This is a genomic window from Cupriavidus basilensis, from assembly GCF_029335485.1.
Lineage (GTDB): Bacteria > Pseudomonadota > Gammaproteobacteria > Burkholderiales > Burkholderiaceae > Cupriavidus > Cupriavidus basilensis_E.
In genome coordinates this window covers 13038-33623 of sequence record NZ_JARJLM010000268.1, presented here as the reverse complement: position 1 = coordinate 33623, position 20586 = coordinate 13038, and the positions used below count along the sequence as shown (strand labels likewise).

The window sequence follows — 20586 nt, the reverse complement described above, 5'->3', positions numbered from 1 at the left end:
CAATGACTTCGCCGCATGGTTTTCGCATCCATCCGCGCCCCGCACACCTTGTCAGTTCCTCGCTGATGGAACGGTACCGGCATTTCCCCGTCGCCAACGTCAGCGACGCGATGAGCCGCACGACCGGAACCAGTCAGCTGCGCCCGTTTCACCGCCGCGATGGCAACCTGGTCGGACGAGCGCTTACCGTTCGCACGCGTCCGGGCGACAACCTCATGGTTCACAAGGCAATTGACCTCTCTGGCCCTGGTGACGTTATCGTAGTAGATGCGGGTGGCGTGGGACCCAATGCAATCATCGGCGAGATCATGCTTGCGCTCGCCATCTCGCGCGGAGCAGCCGGCTTTGTCATCGATGGCTTGATTCGCGACAGTGACGCGATTGGCAAGGAGCCACTGCCTGTCTACGCGCGCGGTGTCTCGCACCGTGGCCCCTATAAGGATGGTCCGGGTGAACTCCACGTACCGGTCTCCATCGACGGCATGGTGGTCCGACCTGGCGACCTGATTATTGGCGATGGTGATGGACTGCTGGTGGTTCCCGCCGAAGAAGCCGAAGCGATAGCGGTCCACGTGGAAGACGTACAGCGGACCGAAGCCGGCATTCTGGAATCGATCGCACAGGGTCGCGCGGACCGCGCCTGGGTGGACCGCTCGCTGGCTGACAAGGGGGTACTGTGAGCCAGTCCATCACAACCATTCAAGGGCAGCGTCAGGTAGTGCGCTTTGACTACTGGCTCGACCCTGCCTTTAACCGGATTGTGGGCGAGCGCCCCGGCATCAGTCTGCACACATGCCAACGCGAAGGCGCTGACGACGAGGCTTGGGCGCGCCTGTCTCAGGCACACGTGTACCAGATTACGGCCGCCAAGGACGAACTGCCCCGGCGCTGGTTCGTTACCGCGGAACTGCTTGCGCGTTGCCCGAATCTCATCGCGGTGTCATCAAGCGGGTCTGGCTGCGACACGATTGACATCGATGCCTGCACGGCAGCGGGCGTTGCCGTGATGAACCAGGCCGGCGGAAACGCCGATTCCGTAGCTGAAATGGCAGTGGGATTGATGTTGTCCGTCATGCGACGCATCCCCGAATCCGACCGTCGCATGAAAGCGCATGGCACCGGAAGCCGCGAAGACCTGATGGGCCACGAACTACGCGGGCGCACGCTGGGTCTGGTCGGGGTCGGACATGCCGGAAGTCGTGCTGCAGCACTTGGCCGTGCTTTCGGCATGCGCGTGATTGGCTATGACCCCCTTCTCAATAGTGCGGAGATGGCCAAGCGAGGCGCCGAGTTTGTCTCCTTCGGCGAGTTGCTGCGCACCGCTGACGTCGTTTCGCTGCACTGCCCCCGAAACGCCAGCACCCTGGGGATGATGAATGCAGACACCTTCGCGACAATGCGCCGCGGAAGCATATTCGTCAGTACGGCGCGTGGAGGCATCCACGACGAACAGGCCCTATATGCCGCGTTGTCGTCCGGCCACCTTGCCGGAGCCGGTCTGGACGTCTGGGACCAGGAACCGCCACCGCCAAGCCATCCGCTCCTGACCCTTGAGAACGTCGTAGCCACCTTCCACACGGCCGGAGTAACGCATGACGCTCGTCGCAGGAACGCGACGTTGGCCGCCACGCAAATTGTGGAGCTGCTCGCAACAGGCGAGAAGCCCGAGCGCCTTGTGAATCCCGAAGTCTGGCCCAGGGCGAGGCAACGGATAGAGGCCGCCTTGCTCGCTGCCGCCGACTGACCAAGCAATAGCCACAACAATACGCCGACTTCATGAGGGCCGGCGAGGAGACAAAACCATGCATTCCACTCCCGACTTCCGTCGTCGGCGTCTATCCGTTCTCCTGGCTGCGTGCTCGCTCGCCGGCATGGTTGGCGCTTTGGCGCCAGTCGCAGCCAGGGCCGAAGCCGCACCATGGCCGAATCGCCCAATCGAGATGATTGTCGCGTACGCTCCTGGCGGCGGCACTGACCTGATTGCCCGCTTGCTCGCACGACATCTCGAGAAGGAGCTAGGCGCAACCATTGTGGTCCAGAACAAGCCAGGCGCGGGTGGCGCCATTGGCTTTGCCGAGCTGGCACGCGCCGCACCGGACGGCTACACCGTCGGCTTCATCAACACGCCGAACCTGCTGACTATTCCGATTGAGCGCAAGACGACGTTCACCTGGAAGAGCTACGATCTCATCGGCAACCTGGTGGACGACCCGGGCGCATTCACCGTCAGCCAGTCCAGCAACATCGATTCCTTGGCCACGCTCGTGAAGTACGCCAAGGCGAACCCGGGCGCGGTCACTGTAGGCACCACGGGCGTGGGCTCAGACGACCATCTCGCCATGCTCTTGTTTGAAAAGGCCTCCGGCGTAAAGATGACGCACGTGGGCTACAAGGGCGCCGGCGAAGTCCGTGGCGCCCTGACCGGTCAACAGATTACGATTGGCGCCATCAATGTGGGCGAGGCATTGGCGTACCAGAAGGGTGGCACGCCACTCAAGTTCCTGGGACAGATGGGAGCTGCACGCGCGGTACTTGCGCCCAATGTGTCGACCTTCCGCGAGCAGGGCTACAACATCGAGCTGGCATCCTTGCGCGGGCTCGCCGCGCCCAAGGGCCTGCCGGAACCGGTAAGGAAGAAGCTGGTCGCCGCCCTGGCGAAGGTTGTCGCGGACCCGCAATTCAAGCAGCAAGCCGATGCCATGTTTGCGCCGCTGCGCTACCTTGATCCTGCCGCATATGCCGCTGAACTCGAGCGCGGTGAGGCGGGCTTCCGTCAACTGTGGAAGGAGATGCCATGGCAGGAAAAGTAAGCCGGCTTCTCCGGACTGCGGCTGGCTCCGCGACACTCGCCTGGTCCACGCTCCTGTTGGCGCAGCCGGCGTTGCCGCCCGGTCCGATTACCATGGTCGTCGGATGGCCTGCGGGCGGCCCCTCGGACGCCGTTGCCCGTCTGGTGTCTGCGCAAATGTCCAAGGCGCTGGGGCAGTCCATCGTCATCGACAACCGCGCAGGGGCAGGCGGCAACATCGGCACGGATGTCGCCTCTCGCGCGAAACCGGATGGCAGCACCATCATGCTTGCCACGGTGGCCTCGCACGGCCTGAATTCCGCGCTTTACAGCCGGCTGAACCACGACCCGATCAAGGACTTTGCGCCAATTGGCCTGATTACGACCTCACCAGGCGTGATGCTCGTTCCCAAAGACTCTCCATATCGCTCTGTCCAGGACCTGATTAAAAAGGCGCGCGCTCAGCCTGGTCAGCTGAACTTCGGCTCAGGCGGTGTCGGCTCAAGCCAGCATCTCGCGGGCGCGGTGTTCAGGAAGCTGGCCAACGTGGACGTAGCACACATCCCGTTCAAAGGCACCGCCCCTGCAATGACCGACCTGATGGCCGGCCGAGTCGACTTCGTCATCACGACGGGAGCACTCCCCTTCATCCGTTCTGGCAAGGTTCGTCCGCTTGCTGTTGCCGCGCATCAGCGACTGCCAGCGCTTCCCGACGTGCCAACTTTCGACGAAGCCGGCGTGAAGGGGTTCTATACCGATTCTTGGTATGGGTTGGTGGCGCCAGCGAACACGCCAAGGCCAGCGCTGGAGAAGCTGAACGCCGCGCTGAACCAAGCATTGCGAGACCCTGAGCTTCATAGACAGTTCTCGGAGCAAGGCTCATTGCCTGTCAAGCCGATGGGTGTGGATGATTACTGGACCTTCGTCAAGAAGCAGATGCCCATCGCTGCAGAACAAGTTCGCATCTCCGGGGCAAAGGTGGACTAGAGAAGACTCGACAACGAGAATGGCTTGGGACGCTGTCCCCGGAATAACCCACGCGTACATGGCCACTACGCCTTCATCCAACCGTATTTTTTTCGCCCCTGAACTGCTTCGCAGTGGGCAACCAGGGCAGAGAGCCCTGGTTGCCCACTGCTGCTGTATGATGCGACGGTTGGCTTTGAGAAGCCTGCTCTATCACGCAACGCCCCGTGGAAAACGAAACCTACCTGCAGTTTGACACCCTGCAAGCTCTCGCCCGCCGTACTGATGCCGTAACTGTCGACTGTGCGTGTAGCGCCCCTGAACTTGATGGTTGGACTTCTTTGCCGGTCTCCTTCCCAGAGCAACAGCTTGGCGCCATTGGCACCTTGGTTCGCGATATCTACACCGAGGCGACCTTTGAGGAGTATCACCCTCAGGACACAACCCTCTGGTCGGCCGAAGCACCGATTGCCGCCCTCTACTATCCGTACAACCGCTGCACCGTCTCGGAGTGCAACGCATGCCAACGCGCGTATTTGCGCTACGTAGAGGGTGGAGGGTACTTTGTCGACCCGCGCATCCGTCGACTGAGGACCGGTGTTCTTGTGGACGCCCCACTCTCTGAATAGGCCGGAACCTCCGGTCCTGTCCAAGCTGCGCTACTCGGCGTAGACGCCTGCCGCCTTAATGACCGGGGTCCAACGTGCGATTTCCGCCTTGGTGCGTGTCCCGAGCGTCGGCGCATCTTGCCGCGCTGCGGTCGGAACGGTGACCCCCATCTGGGCAAACCGCTGCAATACGGCCTGGTCAGCAAGCGCGAATCGCAAGGCTTGGTTCAATCTTTCGATGACTGCCGGCGGCGTACCCTTCGGCGCGTAGAGACCGTGCCAAACCTCGAGCTCGAAGTTTGACAAACCCGCCTCGGCGAACGTGGGGACATCTGGCAGGCTCGGTTGCCGCAAGGCTGCCGCCAGGGCATAGGGCTTCAACATTCCGCTCTTGATGTAGGGGCCGGTCGCCACTGGTTGGTCACATAGCAGGTCGACTTGTCCAGCAAGCAGGTCCTGTAGCGCCGGTCCGGTACCGCGATACGGCACCATGGTCACCTCCGTGCCGAGCGTCTTGGCCAGCAGCATCGCGCAGAGATGCGATGTCGAGCCGTTACCCGCGTGGCCGAAACGCACCGAGCCCTGTTTCTGCTTGATGAAGGCAATGACTTCCTTCAGGTTCGAAGGCGCGAAGCCCTTTGTTCCTACGAGAATCATCGGCACGTCAGCCGCTTGGCCAATCGGCTCCAGGTCCTTGGTCGAGTCGAAGCTCAGCTTCTTGTACAACGCCGGCGCGGTGGCAATGCCCATGTTGTGGAAGAGCAGCGTGTAGCCGTTCGCCTGTGCGTTCACAACCCGCGCCGTCCCAATCGTCCCACCCGCGCCCCCGGAATTCTCAATGACGACCGGTTCCTTGAGGTTGCGAGCCATGGCTTCACCCAATGCCCGCCCAATCACGTCAGTAGACCCTCCCGGTGCATACGGGATGATGACCTGAATCGGCTTCGTTGGATACGACTGAGCAGTCGCGATTGCTGAAGTCAGCGCTATGGCAATACCCGTGGCTGCTGCGAAAATTCGTTTCATGATGTCTCCAGTCTGAACGGCGACTTCTGTCGATTCGCCTTGTTTTTTTTGGCTTGTGGCCGTCGTAGGGACGAGCGTGACCCACCGCGCCTTTCGGCGCGGCAAATCCATACATCGAAGAATCCGGGAGCCTCCCAGCCTATCCGCTTCCGGTCGGAAGCCTTGTCGAAGCGGCTTGTTGGCCCGCGACTATGGGTGCTCGACGAAGCGGTACATTTCCGTGTGGTCCGCGCCCTTCCCTAGCTCTTTGGATGCTTGCGTACATAGAGCGTTGACATGCACGCCTAGCGGCATGGCGGCGTCTACTGCCTCGGCAAGAACGGCCGCGATGCCGACATCCTTTGCCATCAGGGCGAGCGAGAACCCGGAATTGAACGCACCGGAAAGCATGAACTGCTTTGCCTTGTTTTCCGTCGTGTTGTTCTTCCCGGTGGAGCTGTTCAGGACATCGACCATGACGTTGGGGTCGATGCCAAAGCGCTGGCCGGCAATCAACGCTTCCGCGGTAGCAATCAAACCAGCGGCCGACACGTAGTTGTTCAGCGCCTTCATTGCATGGCCTGCGCCAATGCCGCCCACATGAGTGAGCGTGGAACCCAAGTGTCCAAGGAGCGGCCGCACCCTGTCGACATCAGCGGCATTCCCGCCGGCCATAATCGCCAGAGTCCCTGCGCGCGCCCGGCTTACCCCGCCAGAGACGGGAGCATCAATCATCGTCAAGCCTGCCGCCTTGACCGCTTCCAAAAGCGTTCGCGTGCGCACCGGGTCGGCGGAACTCATGTCGACCACGAGGGCTCCTCGCTGCAGAACCTTGGTCAACGTGAGGACGGCTTCGTCGACGATTTCAGAGTTGGGCAGCATTGTCACGACTGCATCGCAGTCGCCGAACTCTTGCAGGTCCGCCGCTACACGGCCTGCCTTGTGCTCGGCAGCGAAACGCTCCCGCGTCTGCGCGACCACGTCATAGGCCAGAACGTTCACCCCCGCTGCGACCAGGCGGCCGGCCATGGGGAAACCCATCATGCCAAGGCCGACGAATCCAATCTGCTTCATGGCCGACTCCTTAGATGTCCATTTCCTTGAACACTTCCCGGGCGATGCGGAACGAGTCAATCGCCGCCGGCACGCCGCAGTAGATGGCCACCTGCAGGAAGACCTCTTTGATTTCATCCTTGGTCAGCCCGTTGTTGATGGCGCCACGCACGTGCAGCTTCAGCTCGTGCGGCCGGTTGAGCGCGGCAATCATCGCCAGGTTCAGGAAACTGCGCGTGCGACGCTCCAGGCCTGGGCGATTCCAAACATCCCCCCAGCAGTACTGGGTCACCAGTTCCTGCATATCGCGATTGAAGTCGTCGGCATTCTTCAGCGATGCATCGACGTACTCGCTGCCCAGCACTTCACGACGGGTCTTGAGGCCTTTATCGAACAGGTCTTGATTCATGTGTCTCTCCTTTGGCTAACGGGTCCCATCGTAGAGCGCACCTTTTCGTAAGTCAATAAGATTGTCTTACAATCTGTTTGGTTGGAAATCTGGGATAATTCCTGGCAACCAGCGTGGCGACCTATGGAAACTGACCTTTACATCAAGCGAGACATGACAACCCTTCGTCAACAAGTGACGGATAGGTTGCGGCAAGCCATCCTTTCCGGCCGTTTCGTCCCGGGTGCGCGACTCGTCGAACGGGAGCTCTGCGAAAACCTGGGGGTGAGCCGACCGCTTCTACGCGAGGCGCTGCAGCAGTTGCAGGCAGAGGGGTTGATTCACCTGATTCCTCACAAGGGCCCGGTGGTAGCCACCATTTCCGAAGAAGAGTCGCGCCAAATCTATGCCGTGCGCGCCTATCTCGAGGCGTGTATCGGTGAAGGATTCGCGCGCAACGCAACGGACGTGCAGATTTCCCGCCTGAGGGAAGCACTGCAGTACCTGGCCACGCCCGAAGCTTCCGCAGACACAGATGCCTTGCTCCTAGGCAAGAACACCTTCTATGCAATCTTGATGGAGGGATGCGGGAACGAGATTGCCGGGCAGATGCTGACCCAGCTCAACAACCGCATTACCCTCTTGCGCCGTCTGTCACTCGGCCGCACCGGACGGCTTGCCGAATCCATCAAGGAGCTCGATGCAGTTGTCTCGGCAATTGAGAAGCGGGATGCGGAGACCGCTCGTCAACTGTGCTTTGACCACGTTCGGAGCGCGGCAAAGGCTGCAGAGGACGCTCGCTCCCTCACTCACGCTTGAAATTAACAGCTGGTTGCACCAGGCATCTTCAACTTGCCACTCATGCCGCCGCCGGTCGTAACGCGCTGGCCCGCGAGCGCTCGTCAAGGCCATCAGCACCTTTTTTCGCAGAGCTCGACTTGTACCAGCCAGAAGATGGCCAGCAACCTATCGACGGCCGGAAGTGCAAATTGATATGGCCCGTCGCACAAAGCGACAGGCCATTCCCTCTTCAATCGTTCTGCGCTATCCGTTCACCACCGGACGCCGAGCTTGCCGAAGCGACAGTTCGCGTTCCTCCACCGCAGGCGCGGTCTCGCGCATTGTCAATGCGCAGAGCGTCGAGGTTACCCCGAGCAGCGAGAACAGTAACGCCGGACCGATCCAGCCGACAATGCCATACAAGCCAGTCGCGAGGAACGGCAGCGTGCCGGCCACCAGTGAAGCACCGTTGTATCCGAGCGAGATACCAGACGAACGCACATTGGGCGGGAACTGTTCAGCAAACCAGCTAGGTTCCACGGCAAATATCGGGTCATGACTCAGCAGCAAGGACAGCGAAATCGCGGTCACCACCATGACGCCCGCGCCCGTGTTGATCAGCATGAACATCGGGATGCCGAAGGCGATCGTAAACAGCGCTCCGATGAAGAAAACCGGGCGGCGGCCAATGCGGTCACTCCACGCGCCGTAGATCAAATGGCTGACGAGACCGATTGCTGAACCGATCATCGTGCCCCAGAGCACGTTTTCCTTGGTCGAGACCTGGGCCAGCACCACATACGACAGCATGAAGCTCGTCGTAATGTAGTAGCCGCCAGTCTCGGCCAGTCGAACGCCAACGATGCGCAGCACCTTGCGCCAGTCATTGCGCAAGACGTCCATGGCCGGCTGCTTGACGATCGTGTTCTGTGCCTTCATCGCTTCAAAGTCCGGTGATTCCTTCACGCTCAGACGAATGAAGATGCCAATTACCACCATGACAATCGAAACCAGAAAAGGCATGCGCCATACCCAATCGCCCTCAAAGAGGGCGACGGATAGCAGGAAGGCGCCATTGGCCATCAGCAGCCCCATTGGAATGCCGATCTGCGGCACGGCTCCGAAGAAGCCGCGGCGACGCGGCGGCGCATGTTCACACGCCATCAGAACGGCGCCGCCCCATTCCGCACCAAAACCAATGCCTTGAATCATTCGCAGCAGGATCAGAAGGACGGGCGCGATGACGCCGGCCTGTTCATAGGTAGGCAAAGCTCCGATCAATACGGTAGCACCACCCATGGCCAACAACGACCAAAAGAGCACGGACTTGCGCCCGATGCGGTCGCCATAGTGACCTGCGAGGTAACCTCCGAGCGGGCGCATAAAAAAACCGACCGCCAGTGTGGCGAAGGCGGCCAGGATGCCGACAATCGGCTCCGTGGTGTGGAAAAAGACCTTGCCGAACCAGCCGGCCGCGGCCGTGCCATAAATGAAGAAATCGTAGCTTTCCACCGCCGAGCCAATCATGGATGCGATGGATACCTTGACAGCACCGTCCCTCTTCGGCGCGCCTGTGGATGTCACTTGTGTCATGGGGTTGTCTCCAATGTCTTTATTGTTAGCGGCGAAGACTTCGCTGCTCCTGCCGCGAAACGTTGCTGCGTGGTCGTTGCGCGGCTATTGCCAGGTTTCAATTACCCGGCTGTCGTCACGAGCCCCTAGACCCGCGTCTGCCGCTTGGCAATAGCGTGCATGAGCGATGTCCAGGAGCGGCACTTGTGCGTCGCAGCCGCGAGCAGCATCCGCGACGAGGCCGCTATCCTTGACGAAGATGTTGATAGCGCTGGTCACCTCCACGTCCGTGCCGGCCAACATGCGCGGACCACGGTCCGATAGCATCCATGAACCGGCTGCGCCTTTCTCGATCAGTGGCAGTACTTGTGCGGGATCCAGGCCAAGCGAGCGCGCCAGACTAAGCGCCTCTGCGGCCGCCACGATGTGTACCGAGCACAAATGTTGGTTGACGACTTTGATAGCCTGGCCGTCGCCAAGCGTCGTGCCTGTGTTGCGCACAACGCCCATAGCGTCCAGCACCGGCCGCACCGCTTCGATGTCGTTGGTTTCCCCAGCGGCGAAAATCATGAGCTCACCGGTGCGTGCGCGCGCCACCCCGCCGGTAACGGGCGCATCCACGACGCGTGCTCCCGCATTGCGCAGTTTTCCGCCTTGTTCGCGGACGCTGGCAGGTCCGACGGTCGACATAATGATCCAGTGCTGGCTGGCTAGTTCACTTGGTGCCTTCTCGATAGCCTCGTCGACGAGCTTCGCGAGTTGGTCCGGCGTGGCGACCATAACAACCACAACATCGCCCGCAGGGAGATCCACCACGCGATTGACGGCATTGATGCCTTGCGCTTCGGCCTTTTCGCAGGCGGCTGTCATGACGTCCATGCCTGCGATGGTGTGGCCGGCGCGATGGATTTGCAAGGCCATAGGCAGGCCGATCGCGCCTAGTCCGATGAAATTGACCTTCATGGATGCATCCTTTATTTCAGCCATTGCTTGATGTTCTCAACCATCATTGCGGTCGAGATGCCATAGCGGTCATGTAGTGTCGGCAAGGCGCCGGCGTCCAGGAACTGGTCCGGCAGAGCAACGACCTTGAATTCCGGTTGCAGGCGCGCTTGCATCAGCGTCATGGCGACGGCCTCGGACAGGCCGCCCACGCGGCTGTGGTTCTCCGCGACGATGACCAGCCGCCCGCTACGGCGGCACTGCTCGATAATGGTCTCTTCGTCAAGCGGTTTGATCGTCGGCACGTGCAGCACACCCACGTCAGCGGCGCCGCCCGACATGGCCTGGGCTACCTCGAGTGCACGCATGGTCATCAATCCGGTGGAGATGATCAGCACATCTTTGCCGTCGCGCAGCAGCTTGGCCTTCCCGAGTTCGAACTTGTAGTCGTATTCATCGAGGACCAGGGGTACCTTGCCGCGCAGCAAGCGCATGTAGACCGGGCCCTTGTGCTCGGCGATGGCTGATACTGCCTGCTCCGTATCCAATGCGTCGCAGGGGTCGACGATGGTCAGGCCCGGGATGCCTCGCATCAGCGCGATATCTTCGGTAGCCTGATGGCTCGGCCCGTAGCCTGTGGTCAGGCCGGGCAGCGCCGCGCAAATCTTGACGTTGAGGTTCTCCTCTGCGATGACCTGGTGGATGAAGTCATAGGCACGCCGTGTAGCGAACACCGCGTACGTAGTGGCGAACGGCATGAACCCTTCCTTCGCCATGCCGCCTGCTGCAGCCATCAACAACTGTTCCGCCATTCCCATCTGGAGGTGGCGCTCAGGGAACGCCTGACTGAAGATGTGCAAGTCGGTGTACTTCGAGAGGTCGGCCGTCATGCCGACAATTTCCGGGCGCTTCTCAGCTTCCGCCACCAATGCGTGGCCGAACGGCGCCGTGCGCGTGCGCTGCCCTTCGGCAGCAATCGAAGCAATCATGGCCGACGTCGTCAGGCGCGGCTTTGCGGTATTGGTGGCAGCGCTCATTGCTGGGTTTCCTTAGCGTAGTTGGCATCCAGATCGGCGATGGCCTTTTGCCATTCGTCGGCTTCTACGCGAATGAAATGGTTCTTCTCACGCGTTTCCAGGAAAGACACGCCCTTGCCCATCAGCGTGTCAAAGAGGATGACGCGTGGAACCGGGTCCTTCACGGCACGCGCCCGGTCAAACGCGTCGATCACGGCCGGCAGGTCATTGCCGTCGACGCGCTGGACATGCCAGCCAAAGGCGCGCCACTTGTCGTGGGCCGGCTCGAAGCCCAGCACCTCATGGGACACGCCGTCCGCCTGCTGTCGATTGATGTCAACCAGCGCAATAAGGTTGCCCAGCTTGTGGTGCGCGGCGGACAGTGCGGCTTCCCACGTCGCCCCTTCATCCAGTTCGCCGTCGGACATCGAGTTGTAGACGAAGGCCGAACTACCCTTCATGCGCAATCCCAGCGCCATGCCTACGCCGATGGCCAGTCCCTGGCCAAGGGATCCACCCGAGATTTCCATACCAGGCGTGTACGTGGCCATTCCCGACATCGGCAGGCGGCTGTCGTCGGAGCCGTAGGTATCCAGTTCGGCCTCGTCGATAATGCCGGCCTCGATGAGCGCCGCGTAGAGGGCGATAGCATAGTGGCCATGCGACAACAGGAAGCGATCGCGGCCCTCCCATTCAGGTTCCGCGGGACGCAGTTGCATCGCATGGCAGTACGCCGTTGCGAGGACATCTGCATAGCCCAGTGCCTGGCCGACATAACCTTGCCCCTGTACCTCGCCCATACGCAGCGCGAAGCGGCGGATACGCCATGCATGCCGTGCTACGGCGTCGTGCGACGCGACGGTTGCCTGAGGTGACTGAATTGCTGTCATTGTCTCCGTTCCTATGTTGGTACACCTTTCTTCCCACCGGTCCGCGCCTAGGGTTAACGTGAAGCTAATTCACTAATGACTGGCTACAGAAAAGGTTACGTGAAGGCTATCATCGAGATTTCGGCCGCACAAAAGAAACGTTTGCAGCAATGAATGAATCTCGCTCACGAATCCAGTCCTTACGCAAGGTGCCCTTGCCCCTCATGCGGGTGTTTGAGGCAGCCGGACGCACGTGCTCATTCGCCGTAGCCGCGGATGAACTTGGCCTTTCGCCCAGCGCTGTCAGCCACTCCATTCGCAAACTGGAAGAGACGACTGCCTTGCGGCTGTTCGAACGCACCACGCGAGAGGTCAAGTTGACCCGTGAAGGCGAGTTGCTGCTCGAACATGTGCAACGAGGATTGGAGGAGATGCGGCGCGGCTTCGCTTTGGTGACATCAGACGAGCCTGCACCGCTGCGCTTGCATACCGCTCCCAGCTTCGCCACGCAGTGGCTCCTGCCGCGGCTCGCGCGATTTGTCAGAGACCATCCGCAAATCGATTTGCGGATCTCGGCAAGCACCGAGTACGCTCGCTTCGAGAATGACGACTTTGATTTCGATATCGTCTACGGCGAACCGCGGCCATCGCCCTATGAGAAGATTCCATTGGCGATGGAGAAGCTGACCCCGCTGTGCAATCCGGAGATCGCGCAACAGATTCAGACTGCTGAGGACCTGTACCGACAAACACTGATCCAGTGCGACGTGCAGATGTTCCAGTGGAAGGGATGGTTCGAAGCTAACCGGCTGGTGCCGCCGCATCACTATGGCTTGCGCTTCGATCGGAGTTCGATGGCCATTTCAGCAGCAGTGGATGGACTTGGCGTCGTGCTGGAATCGACGCTGCTTGCCGATCGCGAGCTGGCGAAAGGCACGCTGGTGTGCCCGCTACGCGGTAAGACGCAGGATGTGCAATATGTTGGGCACCACCTCGTCTACCCAAGGCGAATCCGGCAGCACGATTCATTTGAACTGTTCAAACAGTGGCTCTTGGGAGAGTTGCCAGAGGCTTGATGACCGTTGATGCATCACCGTCTTACACCTGATCCGTTCCACATTGTCCTAGGAAGGCTTCGACTGTTCCTTAGCTGGAGCCGGACATTTAAGAGCCCGTCTGAAAATTCGCCGTTGATGTGTTCCAACGTTCGGATGTGGGAAAAAGAACATCGAGAGCGGCAGGCAAGCATGCGGCCAAAATAAAGCGGTAGCCGTATCAACGGTGACAGTAAAAGATAACGAGAGAGTACCGGTCTTCGTCGCTTGCAGGCGGCCGGAAAACATCGTGGCAGTTGCAAGTGCGGCGGCATCCCCGGCCTGGACAGTCGTTGGGTAAGTGAAATCAGCGAAGACGATGTAGGGGTAGCCTTGGTCGTCGACAACTTCTGCGTAGGTAGTTGGATTTTCGTAGGTGGTTGTTGTCTGAGAAAGAGGAGAAGAACTACCGTTCACCGTGACCGTCCCAGTCACTGTTTCCGTCGTCTTGAGGACAGCAATGCCGTTCAACGTTGCGGAAACAGCCTTGGCGTCCGCAAACGTACCAGAACCTGTTACGGCAGCGCTCGCATCACCGGTCCAACCCGAGATTGCGACGTTGACCGTCATGCCGTTATTGACCAGATTCCCGACGGCCGTGAGAAGAGGCACAGACAGAGTTTGCGTGGTCGCACTGCTGCTACCGTTGCCGCCGCCCCCGGAACCAGCAAAGAACAGAGCGAACAGCAGCGCCAACAAGGTCCTGAGCATCGCAGCCCCTTGCAAGAAATGACCCCATTTGAAACTTGTTCCCGGGCATGGTGCTGCTGAAATTAAATGCTCTACCGGTGGCAAGCTTTGCCTGACCTGCGCCCCAGATTCGGGGCTAGATAGATGGCATCACCTGGACGACCGCAACCTTTCACTCCTTCTCCATCCAGTACACACCTTCGGTCCTGGACTCATTGAAGCCTTTTGCTGGCTCGGCTAGATTTGTGTTGTGCAACACACCACGAATAGCCCGAAACTTCCCTGTCCCTCCTGTGAATATCGTATTTCCCGAGACGTGTCGCCGACCAGACGGCTGCTCACCGGTTCCTTGCGCAGTCCCCTCATATCTCCCATAGATTTTGTCCCCATTTTGCATGGCGTACACCACATAGCCGACGACGTGGCCATCGTCGCCTAGGTTGTCAGTCACCGCACGAACCCAAGATTCTTTGGTGGGTACTCCGGCGAACAGGGGTGGGTCTTTGGGATAGATGCGATGGATTTCGAAAATGCGAATCTGGTGACCAGGCATGTCCCCTACGTCAAGGGCATGCTGTTGCGTGTACTTCGTATTCTCGGCAGAAACTTGAAATGAAATTGCAGTCTTTTGCTGTGCCTGCGCCCAGCCTTTTGGAACGCTTAGCGGCATGGCGCCGGCAACGACCATCACGACAAAAACGGCGCCCGCGTAAGCACGAATCAGCTGCTTCATAATAGCCCTCTCTTTCGCTGGTCCCCGGCTGTGATGACGCAAAGCTGAAACGACTGAAGCCTGGCTTGTCGGCTACAGGCCTTTGACGGCACCCTGTAGGTACCCACCGCTGCTCAGCCGGCATATTTATGAGGCTTGGACACCAGATATAGCCCAGAGCATTGTCTATGCCAGGAGCGACAAGTGTATGAATTCTTTGGCATAGGTAGAGCGATGCCCTGTGACAGCCAGGAAAAGACGCCAAAGCTGATTCAAACTTGAGACAGGGCTTGACCATTGTTCCCTTCGGCCATAGGAAATACCGAGTGCCCCGGCTTGGGGCAGTTCCAGAACCTGCGTTCCGAATGAGACATCCTTCGGCAGGCGGACAAATGGTCCGCAGTTCGAGCTGTTCCTGACCTTCCGGTTACGGCAGCCTGGCACGGACCGCGTCGATTGTGTGGCGAACGAAGAAACGGAGCGTCGGCGCGATGCGGCCTTCGACGCGCTCCAAAAATGCCCGCTTCCGTCTGACGTTTCGCGGGCGCAATTCACACTACTGGTGCCGGTCAAGGCAACGACCTCGTAACTTGAACGACACAGCAGTAGAAGGTTGCAATCCGTCAAATGCTGGCCTATTTTGTAGCAAGAATTAAATAGAAGTACTGCCCACCTCATCGTGGGCCTGCTTGGTGTCCGGGGCGGCAGGTAGTTAACTAAGAACAAGCGGCGCCTATGGACACTTGCTTCCAGCACACACTCTCGATACCCCGTCAGTAGCGTCCTACAGCGCACCATCTCCGGCGTACGCACGTGCTTGCCTCTACCGCTTCCTAAGTCCAGAGGCACCACGCCTGTGCGTTTGCTCATCCTTTGGTCCATCTGGAGATGGACGTTACACGGCACGCCGTGCGAAGCCCGTTGCTACAACGCCGAAACTATCCACCATGGGGCGCCGCAGTGCCATTTCGACATCTCCCGACTTCTCTGAAGGAGTTTTACCGTGAAGAAGAAAAACTGTTCCCTAGTGCTTTTGGCGGCCCTATGCATGCCGCGTCGCCATCCCAACCAAGAGAAACTGACGAGCCATTATCGTAATGTATTGCGCCACATCCTGCTGTCCGCAGCGTTGGGGTTAAGTGCGTTGTCGGTTAGCCAACCCTCGACAGCACAGGAATTGTTCATTGGCGACCTAGGGGATAACTCTATCAAGGGTTTCGATGTCGCCGGCGGCACGTATCTTGGCGCCTTCGTCCCTTCTGGGACTGCCGGACTGAAGGGGCCCATAGGGATGATTTTTACGGGTGGGAAACTTGTGGTCGTGAACCAAAATATAGACACCAATCTTTCCGGCGAGATTCTGCAGTTCGACAGCACGACCGGCACTTTTGTTGGCAAACTCGTCGCTTCGAGCGACAGAAACGCGCCCTTTTTTCCGCAGGGTATCGTGCGTGGAGGGCCCGACCAAGGCTTCTACTTGGCCGATGTCGGTATCAAGAATGGCCAGTGTGCCAATCAAGGCAACATAAAGGAATATGACGCGGCAGGCGCCTTTCTGGGCAATCTGGACCAGCACAGGTTTACTGCCGAGTTCCATCCACGAGGCGTGGTTTTCGGGCCAGACGGTCTCTTGTATGTCTCAACCATAGGTTGCCTCGACCCGACGGACCCGCACTTCAGCCCCATTGCGGGATACATCCTGCGCTTCAATGCTAGTACCAAGGCATTTGTTGACGTGTTTGCATCCAACAGTACCGTCCCGGATTTACACCGCCCTGAGGGCTTGGTCTTCGACAGCGCAGGCAACCTCTGGGTCACGAGCTTCCGCGCAAATACCAGCGATATCGACAAAATCCTCAAACTTGATGGCAGGACTGGCGCCCTTCTCGACAAGCTCATGTTATGGACGCCACCGGCCCCCAGGGCTTATGCACAGGCAATCATTTTCGGCCCGGGCGGCAATCTGTATATCCCTATCACTGGCGGCGATGCCACGACAGCAGGTCAGGTGCGGCGTTGCAACCCCACAACAAAGCATTGCGACGTCATCGTCCCGGCCAACTCCTCCGGTGGCGCACTTCAGAAACCGTGGTTCTTAATCTTTAGAAAGAGTGACGCCGCGACGCTGAACTACGAAGACAAAGACTAAAACTTACATTGGGTATGGACAGGATTGGCCTGGCTCCGTGCCAGGCCTTGCTTGTTGACAGCGAGGTCAAAAGGCCGAAAGGGCTTCCACGGGCCCAGCTCCATTCCCTTTGATGCAGTCTTCGTCGTATCGTGGGTGAAATCTTTTCGGGTTTCAGTAGCTCATTCGATTCCATACCGCTCACACTTCCATTATGTAGTTAGGGCTATATGCCTGTGGCACGACTCTCGCTAGTCCACATCGTCACCCGGCTTCCCTGGATGACATCTGTGCTGACGATTTGTGCGCGCTATTGGGCCGGTCGCAGCTATGTGATGACGTCCGATATCCAATGGATAGGGAGGTCCGAAATGATTGCACGCTCTCTCTTGTCGCCTCGCCGTGGCTTGTCCAAGGCAGCTCGAGTCCTCGCTGCTACGTGTGTCGTTCTCAGTGTTGCCGCTGCTCCTAGGGTGTTCGCTCAAGGCGCGAACTCAGGAGTCCTTCCGCCGGGCAGCACAATTTCCGACCTCGTGTATGGAACGGGGATTGCAGCGTGGTGGTACGGCATATGGTCTGCAGTGTGGTGGCAATGGCTGTTGGCAATACCGACTGGGCCTGGCACGGACCAAAACCCCCTGCATGATTCAACGGGTATGTACTGCGGCGCCAATCAGTCTGGACCCGTGTGGTTTCTGACGGGGACGGTGGCCAATGGTCAGCCTGTCACGCGAAACTGCCTGATTCCATCAGCAATGCCAGTTTTCGTTCCATTGGCTATGGTCAAATGCTCAACTCTAGATGCTTCCCCTTTTCATTGCACGAATGCGACATCCTGCCGAATTTGCGCCACAACTATCGTTGATGGGATTAACCTCAGTTCCTTAACCATCTCGATTGACGACATGCAGATAAAGGATGGAATAGAAGCCTATCGTTCCATATCGCCACTCTTCAGCTTCCTGGTGCCTGGACAAAATATCCTAAACTCGTCCTCAGGCTCTGGTATGGCGGTCAGCGCCGGATACTGGCTTATGCTCAAGTCTATGTCTCCGGGCCGTCATACAATCCACATTCAGGGACAAGATGTACGCGGGCTCAACGTAGGCGTTTCGGAGGACGTGACATATAGCATCGACGTAACGCCGTGACGACCGCCAGGACACCTAATGATGGCAATCTAGGTTTTAACGCCAGTACTTGCGCAACCTTTAGATTCCGTCACAAAAGCTTCATAGAACTGCGTGACCCCCTGCGCGATTCGGAGCGCTCGCCGATGTCTACAGGATGGTGGTTCCGCTTGCCTTAACCCTGGGGACAATGCGCGTTGGAAGCACTGAAGTCCGGTAGAGCCGACGTCGTGGGCAGCGTCAAGCCAATCCTGTTCGAGATGTCCAAACAATTGCCTGGCTCGCGAGTTCTCGACGGTCGGCCTGGCATTGACCCGCATGCGATGGCCATGCCGAAGGGGCGGGACGCCGGCCTAGCCTACGCACGCAAGTTCATCGAGGACGCGAAGTCCGAGGGTCTGGTCAAAGCCGCAGTCGAACGGGCCGGGGTACGAGGCGTGGTCGTCGCCCCGCTCAAATGAGACTTGGGCCTGTCACGTTGCACTTGCCTCCGTAAGGGGCGCCGAGGCCCGCCAAGTTAGGTTGGGAGGCCGGCCAGCCCCCAACCATGCGGGCTGCTGGGGTCTCAGGCAAGCTTTTCCTTCAGGAACGCCACGAGATACGGAGTAGCGGCGGCAGCCACGGTCGATGCGGTGGACGGGTCAATGCCCATTTTCGCCGCAAGCGACTCAGCGACCCGGCCGGCCAGGATACCCTCCCCGCCCTCCGCCAGGGACTTGAAAAACCCGTCGCCCCGGACCAGTCCTGCGGCGAAAGCCGCAAAAAAGCTCCTACCCGGATGCTCGCCCATTAGACCGGCATTCTGTTCCTCAGCGTGGGCATGCGCTGTCTCTGCGGCCTGGCTCAGCATCTGCTGGGCGTCATCGGCACTGATGCCCTGAGCTGCCAGCGCCTGGGCAGCCTCGCTCCCATGCTCGGAAGCGAGAAATTCAGAAACGAGTTGCTGTACATCCATGGGACACCTTCCTGCAAAAGTTACGGTTTAGAGACCCGAACGAGGGCTGAGGCGACTGACCTGCGGACGCCACCTGACGATGTTATCAGCCCTATGTGAAGCCTGACCGAACAGCGCCCAACAGCCTCGGAACGGGACAGTTCCGGGCCGGTTGTCGAAGGACACGGTCGCCAGTACGGCCGGACGCGGGCTTCGCGCCTGCCCTGCTGTGGCGACGCTTGTCTTAGCCCAGACACCCTTCCGATGCTGTCGGCGAAGAACCATAAAGGCAGGAAGAATCAGAGCTGCGGCAAAGAAGCTAGCGACGGAGGTGAATGATGTGCCCGCCGTCCGCCCCCTTGCAGGCCAGCCGGCGTTTCGCACATGCCTCCACCAGCTAGCTCAGTTCTATCCTCCGCAGAGCGTGCCGGTCCGGACGCAAAAAGGAAATCCCGAACGTCGAACGTTCATTTGGGCTGTCGCAAAAGCCTTTTATAGCCATTTCCGAGACTTTCACGTTGAAGCCATCTCGGAAATCGTTGCACTTCTATGGCCGAATACCGATGAACGCAATGTTCGTCATGAGCTCACCGCGGAACGGAAGGCACAGATTGCGGAAGCTGCCAAAGCGGAAATGACCATTGCCAGCGACGCCGTACTCGAAACTGCAGCCTTGGTGAGCCGCGCCCAACGTACTACGCATACTCAAAGCTCGGCGGACCTCACTGATAGTCAACGTGTCCAGCAAGCCCTGGGCCTGCTTGCAAGTATTGGGGACAAGGAACTGGCGACAAGCCTGGTTCAAGGGCTGCACACAGTCTTGTCCGACTTTGATTTCGGGCTGGCCGAAGACTGAGCGGACATCAAAAGCAGAAAAACCGCGTCTTTGTGTCCGGATACGACGAGGCATGAATACAAAAGGTGCTGCCTTCTGCTCATGGCGGTGTTGGTTGGATGATTACGGCATGTCCAACCGCGCCGCACTGCGGTCGCCTCGAATGAACCTTGAACTCTTTTCGCAGCGGGACGAACCCGAACGGAACTGGCCTAGGACTTCCCTGGCCACAGCTACTACAAGGCCAGACCAGCTTGCTGCCATCTACAGCAAGTCTCGCGGCAACCACCACACAACACAAACTGCGCGGATGGCGATGGCCCTCAAAGAACTGGGGTCAGTATCCACTTATGAGTGCCGCCAGTTTCTGGACATCTATTGCCCACCTGCTCGCAAGTTTGACCTGGTTCAGCAGGGCTACCCTATTGAAACTCAGTGGCAGACCATCCAGGCAGAGAGCGGTGAACAGCGTCGTGTTGGCGTCTATGTGCTGAAATCTGAGCGGAGAACGCCAGCAAGGCAGACGGGTGCGCGAAAGTTAGCGCATGCCAACAAGACTGACAACGGTATGGGCATCCGCTCTGTAGCAGTCCATCCCAAGTGCATTTAGCCAGTTGGCGACGTCAGTCTGCTTCCAGCGGAGGGGGAAATTGGGACCAAGGGCGGCCGGGGGAGGTAAGGATTGGGGCTTGGTCCTGGCCCGGCGGAGGATGGTGGCAGGGGTGACCTTCAGCAGGACAGCGAGGTCGGAGGCATCAAGGTAATTGGACAATGGTTGCATGCATAGCATAGCGAACCAGTTTTACTAATGAGGCTACCGGGTGGGCTAGTGGCCAAACGCAGTGAAGCGATATGCGAGGTCCGTCTAAATCGATTTAGACGTGTCGCTCTGCGACCCTAGTAGGCCGGCAGTAGATAAAACGAATCCCTAAACGAAAAGGCTACGATTCTGGGAGCTGAAAGTGGTTTATTGTGAGCTCAGAGGGGCGCAAATGATGCGATGAGTGCCCATGAATGTGAGCGCATACCGACCATCTTACTTGCCAGTCCGAAGGGGGTTAGGGCGGGCTCACCAC

General features: G+C 59.1%; 21 protein-coding genes. 11 read left to right on the top strand and 10 right to left on the bottom strand.

Annotation, left to right across the window (positions count from 1 at the left end; genetic code table 11):
* The first annotated feature begins 2 nt into the window (after positions 1-2).
* The 5 genes from P3W85_RS15710 (at position 3) to P3W85_RS15690 (ending at position 4383) form a co-directional block, all read left to right on the top strand.
* The gene (locus tag P3W85_RS15710) at positions 3-680 is read left to right on the top strand and encodes an RraA family protein (protein WP_276265477.1); all 678 of its coding nucleotides are present in this window, start codon (positions 3-5) and stop codon (positions 678-680) included.
* Positions 677-1744: a hydroxyacid dehydrogenase gene (locus P3W85_RS15705; protein WP_276265476.1), complete on the top strand. Its 1068-nt coding sequence runs from the start codon at positions 677-679 to the stop codon at positions 1742-1744. The genes P3W85_RS15710 and P3W85_RS15705 overlap by 4 nt, the downstream gene beginning before the upstream one ends.
* Before the next feature lie 58 nt (positions 1745-1802).
* Positions 1803-2810: a tripartite tricarboxylate transporter substrate binding protein gene (locus P3W85_RS15700; protein ID WP_276265475.1), complete on the top strand. Its 1008-nt coding sequence runs from the start codon at positions 1803-1805 to the stop codon at positions 2808-2810.
* On the top strand, positions 2795-3775 hold the full coding sequence (locus P3W85_RS15695) for a Bug family tripartite tricarboxylate transporter substrate binding protein (RefSeq protein WP_017230820.1): 981 nt from the start codon (positions 2795-2797) through the stop codon (positions 3773-3775). The genes P3W85_RS15700 and P3W85_RS15695 overlap by 16 nt, the downstream gene beginning before the upstream one ends.
* 206 nt (positions 3776-3981) lie before the next feature.
* Positions 3982-4383: a hypothetical protein gene (locus tag P3W85_RS15690; RefSeq protein ID WP_276265474.1), complete on the top strand. Its 402-nt coding sequence runs from the start codon at positions 3982-3984 to the stop codon at positions 4381-4383.
* Between the two features lie 30 nt (positions 4384-4413).
* On the opposite strand, the gene P3W85_RS15685 is transcribed toward P3W85_RS15690, so the two are convergent.
* From P3W85_RS15685 to pcaC, 3 genes are all read right to left on the bottom strand, one after another.
* Positions 4414-5388 carry a tripartite tricarboxylate transporter substrate-binding protein gene (locus P3W85_RS15685; protein WP_017230818.1) on the bottom strand — a complete coding sequence of 325 codons (975 nt, stop codon included), beginning with the start codon at positions 5386-5388 and terminating at the stop codon, positions 4414-4416.
* A gap of 189 nt (positions 5389-5577) precedes the next feature.
* Positions 5578-6441, bottom strand: a complete 864-nt coding sequence (locus P3W85_RS15680) for an NAD(P)-dependent oxidoreductase (protein ID WP_276265473.1) — start codon at positions 6439-6441, stop codon at positions 5578-5580.
* 10 nt (positions 6442-6451) lie between these two features.
* Positions 6452-6829, bottom strand: a complete 378-nt coding sequence (gene pcaC / locus P3W85_RS15675; protein ID WP_017230816.1) for a 4-carboxymuconolactone decarboxylase — start codon at positions 6827-6829, stop codon at positions 6452-6454.
* A gap of 123 nt (positions 6830-6952) precedes the next feature.
* On the opposite strand from pcaC, the gene P3W85_RS15670 reads away from it, so the two are divergent.
* On the top strand, positions 6953-7627 hold the full coding sequence (locus P3W85_RS15670; protein ID WP_017230815.1) for a GntR family transcriptional regulator: 675 nt from the start codon (positions 6953-6955) through the stop codon (positions 7625-7627).
* A 225-nt stretch (positions 7628-7852) separates the two neighbouring features.
* Here the strand turns inward: P3W85_RS15670 and P3W85_RS15665 are convergent, their stop codons facing one another.
* The 4 genes from P3W85_RS15665 to P3W85_RS15650 form a co-directional block, all read right to left on the bottom strand.
* Complete coding sequence (locus tag P3W85_RS15665; RefSeq protein ID WP_276265472.1) at positions 7853-9181, bottom strand: MFS transporter; 1329 nt, start codon at positions 9179-9181, stop codon at positions 7853-7855.
* Between the two features lie 84 nt (positions 9182-9265).
* A complete protein-coding gene (locus P3W85_RS15660; RefSeq protein ID WP_276265471.1) occupies positions 9266-10123 on the bottom strand; it encodes an NAD(P)-dependent oxidoreductase in 858 nt (285 codons plus the stop codon).
* An 11-nt stretch (positions 10124-10134) separates the two neighbouring features.
* Positions 10135-11139, bottom strand: coding sequence for a transketolase family protein (locus tag P3W85_RS15655; protein WP_017230812.1), 1005 nt, complete (start codon positions 11137-11139; stop codon positions 10135-10137).
* Positions 11136-12008, bottom strand: a complete 873-nt coding sequence (locus tag P3W85_RS15650; RefSeq protein ID WP_051078632.1) for a transketolase — start codon at positions 12006-12008, stop codon at positions 11136-11138. The genes P3W85_RS15655 and P3W85_RS15650 overlap by 4 nt, the downstream gene beginning before the upstream one ends.
* A gap of 149 nt (positions 12009-12157) precedes the next feature.
* On the opposite strand from P3W85_RS15650, the gene P3W85_RS15645 reads away from it, so the two are divergent.
* Positions 12158-13063, top strand: coding sequence for a LysR substrate-binding domain-containing protein (locus P3W85_RS15645; protein WP_051078631.1), 906 nt, complete (start codon positions 12158-12160; stop codon positions 13061-13063).
* A 48-nt stretch (positions 13064-13111) separates the two neighbouring features.
* Here P3W85_RS15645 and P3W85_RS15640 read toward each other — a convergent pair whose 3' ends face one another.
* Complete coding sequence (locus P3W85_RS15640) at positions 13112-13777, bottom strand: hypothetical protein (RefSeq protein ID WP_276265470.1); 666 nt, start codon at positions 13775-13777, stop codon at positions 13112-13114.
* A 166-nt stretch (positions 13778-13943) separates the two neighbouring features.
* Complete coding sequence (locus tag P3W85_RS15635) at positions 13944-14504, bottom strand: hypothetical protein (protein ID WP_276265469.1); 561 nt, start codon at positions 14502-14504, stop codon at positions 13944-13946.
* A gap of 982 nt (positions 14505-15486) precedes the next feature.
* On the opposite strand from P3W85_RS15635, the gene P3W85_RS15630 reads away from it, so the two are divergent.
* Both P3W85_RS15630 and P3W85_RS15625 read left to right on the top strand, forming a co-directional pair.
* Positions 15487-16632: a Vgb family protein gene (locus P3W85_RS15630; protein ID WP_276265468.1), complete on the top strand. Its 1146-nt coding sequence runs from the start codon at positions 15487-15489 to the stop codon at positions 16630-16632.
* Between the two features lie 1306 nt (positions 16633-17938).
* Positions 17939-18202, top strand: coding sequence for a hypothetical protein (locus P3W85_RS15625; protein WP_276265467.1), 264 nt, complete (start codon positions 17939-17941; stop codon positions 18200-18202).
* Positions 18203-18306: 104 nt separating this feature from the next.
* Here the strand turns inward: P3W85_RS15625 and P3W85_RS15620 are convergent, their stop codons facing one another.
* A complete protein-coding gene (locus P3W85_RS15620; RefSeq protein ID WP_276265466.1) occupies positions 18307-18696 on the bottom strand; it encodes a hypothetical protein in 390 nt (129 codons plus the stop codon).
* 310 nt (positions 18697-19006) lie between these two features.
* On the opposite strand from P3W85_RS15620, the gene P3W85_RS15615 reads away from it, so the two are divergent.
* The gene (locus P3W85_RS15615) at positions 19007-19531 is read left to right on the top strand and encodes a hypothetical protein (RefSeq protein ID WP_276265465.1); all 525 of its coding nucleotides are present in this window, start codon (positions 19007-19009) and stop codon (positions 19529-19531) included.
* Positions 19532-19583: 52 nt separating this feature from the next.
* On the top strand, positions 19584-20120 hold the full coding sequence (locus tag P3W85_RS15610) for a helix-turn-helix domain-containing protein (protein ID WP_276265464.1): 537 nt from the start codon (positions 19584-19586) through the stop codon (positions 20118-20120).
* Positions 20121-20586 lie beyond the last annotated feature (466 nt).